The organism is Synechococcus sp. R55.2, assembly GCF_047462075.1.
Classification (GTDB): Bacteria; Cyanobacteriota; Cyanobacteriia; order Thermostichales; family Thermostichaceae; genus Thermostichus.
Genome location: NZ_JANSIH010000282.1, coordinates 1 through 4,346, shown reverse-complemented (window position 1 = coordinate 4,346; position 4,346 = coordinate 1). Strand labels below are relative to the sequence as shown.

Genomic DNA, 4,346 nt, shown 5'->3' with positions numbered 1-4,346 from the left:
ATCCAGCCGGTGGAAGTCATCAGAAAAGCCGCCCCCGCATCGATACAAATCTCCCCGGCCAGCTTTTTCTCCTCCTCGGTCAGCAGAGCCGTTTCCAAAATGGCCTTGATGCAGACCCCCGTTTCTTCCACCAGTTGGGCAATCTCAGCATGGAGGCGATCCAGCTCCCCCGCCTTGAGCCAAGCCAAGTTGATGCGGACATCCAGCTCCCGGCACCCCTGCTCCACCGCCAGTTGGGCCTCGTAAAGCTTGGCCTCTGCAGTGGTTGTGCCCAGGGGAAACCCCACCACCGTGCTCACCTTGACCGGGGATCCATGCAGCCGCTCCACCACCCGCGGCACATAGCAGGGAGGAACACAAAAAGTGGGGAAACCATAGCGCAGGGCGATCTCACACCCCTGGTCGATCTGTTCTGGAGTAACCATCGGCAACAGCAGAGTATGGTCGATGTACTCCGCCAAGTTGATCGAGCTATCCGCTATGCCCTTGCGCTCCAGAGAGAGCATTGGTGGATCCCCCAGCACCCATCTTTACTCTAGCCTCAGCTTTCACCTACAGGGATCCGCAAAGAGGGCTGAGCCTTGCCAACTCAGCAGGGCGACACCTCGACCCCTCCATTCCCCAGGCACAGCTCACCCATGCTGCTGCCCACTTGCGAGCCTCGATTGACTCGCGGCTAGGTTAAGGGAACGGGGGAGGATGATTGGGTTGCCCTCAGGCACAAATGCGGGGCAAAGGGGCGGGTGCCGAGGTCACCTGCAGCAATCGGGGAATACGGCTGCTGTCGTAGATGCGAAATTCTTTTTCCAAGATGGCTTTTTCGTCGCGCACCGCCTGGTTCAATACGATGGATCCCTCTGGATCGGAGACGGAACGGTGAAAAGTGCCGGGAGGAATGCGCAAAATGCCTCGGTTCGCTTCCAGGCGCACAATATGGAAGGGATCCCGCCAGCTAAAATTCACCAGGTAAAACGTCCGTCCGCCCCATAAAGCCAGCAAGTTGTCCTCCTGGTGTGGATGCATATAAAACTGCCAATAGCCCTGAGGATTATTGGGGGGACTGATGGCCGGCCCATCGTGGTAAACCAAATCGCGGGCGTTGGATCGCGCAACCGTGATGTCGAAAAAGCGCACGCCGGGAGTATCTCGAAATTGATGGAAAGGCAATAGGGCAAACATGGATCTCGACATAGGGACACTTGACCAACGACAGGAAGATAAAGAGGTTTTCACACTGTTTCCCGCTGTTTCGCAGTGTGAAGGAGAAGTTATGTCGTAGTTTAGTCAGGCGCGGCGGAGGGTTCAAACCTGAGATAGCATCACATCTATGCGCAGATCGAATAGATGGGATCCATGAACATCTCGCAACTGCAAACCCTGGTGGCTGTGGTGGAGCGGGGAAATTTCAGCGATGCTGCCCTGCAATTGCACATTTCCCAGTCGGCGGTGAGCCGGGCCATTGCCAGCCTGGAGGAAGAACTGGGGGTGACCCTGTTGGTGCGCGGTCGCTTTGGGGCGCGCCTAACCCCGGTGGGAGAGCGACTGCTGCGCCATGTTCGCAAAATGCTGCAACTGCGGGAACAAATGGATTATGAGGCCAACCTGGAAAAAGGGTTGCGGGGGGGAAATGTGCGGGTTGCCGCTTTTCGCAGTGCTGCAACCCATTTGCTGCCGCCGGTGATCGCCCGCTTCCGCCAACAATTTCCCCAGATTACCCTCACCCTTACAGAGGAAGATCCGGCCACTGTCGAACATCTGTTGCGATCAGGCCAGGTGGATATTGGCCTGTTGCCCCTGCCGCGGGCTGCTGAGGATCTCCAGACGTGGGAGATCGCCCGTGATGAATTCATTGTGTTGGTTCCGCTGAGTTTTGGGCCCCTGCCGGAAACCTTGACCTGGGAGGATCTTTCCCGTTTTTCCTACATTCTCTACAACTACGCCGAATGTACCACGGCGGTGCGGAACCACTGGGAAGCTGCCCACCAAACCCTCAAGGTGGCCTACTTGGTGAAGGAAGACTCCACCATTGTGAACATGGTGGCGCAGGGTCTGGGGGCTGCCATTTTGCCTCGCTTGGCCGCCATCCCCATTCCCGAAGGGATCCAGATCCGTCGGCTGCCGATCCCACTGGAGCGGGTGATCGGAGCTGCTGTTCTGGCCTCTGCGCTGCATCCGCCCGCAGTATTTGCCTTCCTAGAAGCCTTGCGGGGAAACCCGTCTCAGTTGCCAAGTCAAGTTCGGAACTGACCGCATTCGGGATTGTCTTAAACTCCTCTTAAATGCTGTTTTATGGATAACTGCTAGCATGAGGCCAACTTCACTCCCACCCCCCGGAAAGGAAGGCCTCTATGAACTGGCTGACGCTGCTTGGGCTACTTTGTCTTCCCGGCTCTCTGTTTTCATGTGTTGAGTATTTGCGCTCCCAAAGGTTGGTTCAACAGCTCTCCACCACTCGGTTGCTCAAGGTAGCCGAGCTTCGCAATCTCGGTCAGACAAGTCCACAGGCAAAAGGAGCAAACTTGGCCCAAGTTTATGGCAGGATTTTGTGCAATCGGCCTTTGGTATCGGAATTTTCGCGACAGCCTTGCGTCTACTACAAGTCCGAGATCTCTTGGGAGTATGACGAAGTCGAATGCTATCGAAAGTATTTGAACAGCGAAGGCGACGTAACTTACAGCGAACGGATCAGCGAAGGCGAATACCAGAACGCTCTGCGCTTGGGATCCCGGGCAAAATCCTATCCGGGGAGAATGACCGCAAAGGAGCCCGGATTGGGCTATTCTGCCCCCAGTTCTTTCCAGAAAAGGGTTGATCCCGGCTACTCCGATTCTTTCCCACAAAAGTCCAACCCTGGCTACTTCGGCGCGGCATCCTTTCCGCAAAAACCCGGCTCTGGCTACCCCGGTTCGGATGCTTTCCAGAAGAAGCCTGGTTACCCCGATTACCCACAAAAGCTCGGCTCTCCAGCCTATCCCGAAAAATTGCCGTTTTCTGAAGCAGGCTCTCCCCAAAAGTACTACAACAATGTGTACTCCGATCCGAGCACAGGCCGGGAATATCTCCTGGAGAGAGAGACGAGAACGAGAGATGAAACCCTTCACTCAGTGGTTCGCCAGATCCCTTTTTTCATCGAAGACGAAACCGGAAGGGTGAGGGTGGATCCCACGGGTGCGGAGGTAGAGGCTATGGCGGTTGTGGATGAGCGTGTCTTTCCCGGAAAAGGCCCCAGCCGCTTCAACTTCGATCTCAAGCGCTACCTTTCCCAAGTGAGAACAGAAAACCGCTCCACTCGCTCTTTCATCTATAAGGAATGGGTGATTCCGGTGGATGCGATGGCCTTTGCCATGGGGCAGGTGCGCTTCGAGGCAGGGGATCCCGTGATCCGAAAACCTCTTTCTGGGGGACGGTTCATGATCGCGCCCAAATCCCCTGAAGCCCTCTTGGAAGAGCAGCGCTCCAATGCCAGCAGCTACCTGGTGTTGTCCATCGTCCTGCTGGGCATCGGCGTTTTCACCGTGCTCTACCTGCTGCAATCCCTGCAACCTTATCGCTGATAGGCTCCCGGCCTTCCTGTCCAGGGAGAGGGAAACCTCGGGTTACCAAAAAACTGGGTCTAAAGCCCCGCCCTAAGGCCTACGGCCCGCTGACGCGACTAGGGCGGCTTTGTGCTATGCTGCCCGCAGCGGCAGGGTAGTCAACCGCTCTAAAAACCCAACAGTCTCACGACTGGATACAGCCTCAGCAGGCTTTGTGGTTGTTGTTTGCAACGGTACCTAAGGGCATTAGGGAACCGCTCTGGGTGCTAGGGCTTGCGTAGCGCTTGGGGAGACGAGCACCGCTGCCGTGGAGGGGCAACCCAACACGATAAGTGCTGTCGCAGAACCAGGAACCAGAATCCCCTGCCTTTAGGCAGGGGAGCATGTCAATGCCACTCACAGCGACAAGCCCAGCTTGAGCCCGAACAAGGCATGGGCAAACAGTATGCACAGGATGAGGCTGCCCACATAGGCATGGGTGGTGCGCAGAGCAGCGCGGTTGCCCCCAAAGCCGCTGAGGGACAAAGCTCCATTCACCGCCAACAACAGCAACACCAGGGATCCCGTCCAAAAATGGGGGCTGCTCAACAGGGGCTTCCCTTGCATCACCAGAGAAAGAAGGCCGCCAGTGTAGCCCAAGGCAATGAAGGTGGCCATCCAGGGGGCCAATTTGCGGTGGTCAAGCAGAGGCTTCTGGGCCGCTTCCGGCAGGGATCCCTCTGGCGCTGTGGAGGCAGCTGCCAGACGCAAGACCCGTCCTCGCCACCCAGTCAGGCCGACAAAGCTGCCCATCACCACCACCACGATCCC

Annotated in this window: 6 protein-coding genes; 3 read left to right on the top strand and 3 right to left on the bottom strand. The window is 56.9% G+C overall.

All coding sequences use genetic code 11. The features are described 5' to 3' along the window. Positions 1-506: deoxyribose-phosphate aldolase (deoC, locus tag NW838_RS09345; RefSeq protein ID WP_414427920.1), on the bottom strand; the 506-nt coding region annotated here is incomplete at its 3' end. Positions 507-508: 2 nt separating this feature from the next. Here deoC and NW838_RS09340 point away from each other — a divergent pair. After that, entirely contained in the window at positions 509-685 is a 177-nt protein-coding gene (locus NW838_RS09340) for a hypothetical protein (protein WP_414357542.1), read from the top strand. Positions 686-714: 29 nt separating this feature from the next. On the opposite strand, the gene NW838_RS09335 is transcribed toward NW838_RS09340, so the two are convergent. Next, positions 715-1,179 (bottom strand): redox protein, encoded by a 465-nt coding sequence (locus NW838_RS09335; protein WP_414343843.1) that lies wholly within the window; start codon positions 1,177-1,179, stop codon positions 715-717. Between the two features lie 174 nt (positions 1,180-1,353). On the opposite strand from NW838_RS09335, the gene NW838_RS09330 reads away from it, so the two are divergent. Further along, entirely contained in the window at positions 1,354-2,247 is an 894-nt protein-coding gene (locus tag NW838_RS09330; protein WP_414418067.1) for a LysR family transcriptional regulator, read from the top strand. A 272-nt stretch (positions 2,248-2,519) separates the two neighbouring features. Then, positions 2,520-3,554, top strand: coding sequence for an E3 ubiquitin ligase family protein (locus tag NW838_RS09325; protein ID WP_414399413.1), 1,035 nt, complete (start codon positions 2,520-2,522; stop codon positions 3,552-3,554). A gap of 378 nt (positions 3,555-3,932) precedes the next feature. On the opposite strand, the gene NW838_RS09320 is transcribed toward NW838_RS09325, so the two are convergent. Next, the coding region (locus NW838_RS09320; protein WP_414427919.1) for a DUF4079 domain-containing protein at positions 3,933-4,346 on the bottom strand (414 nt) is incomplete at its 5' end.

Excerpts from the sequence above, each read along its gene's own strand:
- NW838_RS09335 (WP_414343843.1), bottom strand. The coding sequence starts at position 1,179 with ATGTTTGCCCTATTGCCTTTCCATCAATTTCGAGATACTCCCGGCGTG.
- NW838_RS09330 (WP_414418067.1), top strand. The coding sequence starts at position 1,354 with ATGAACATCTCGCAACTGCAAACCCTGGTGGCTGTGGTGGAGCGGGGA.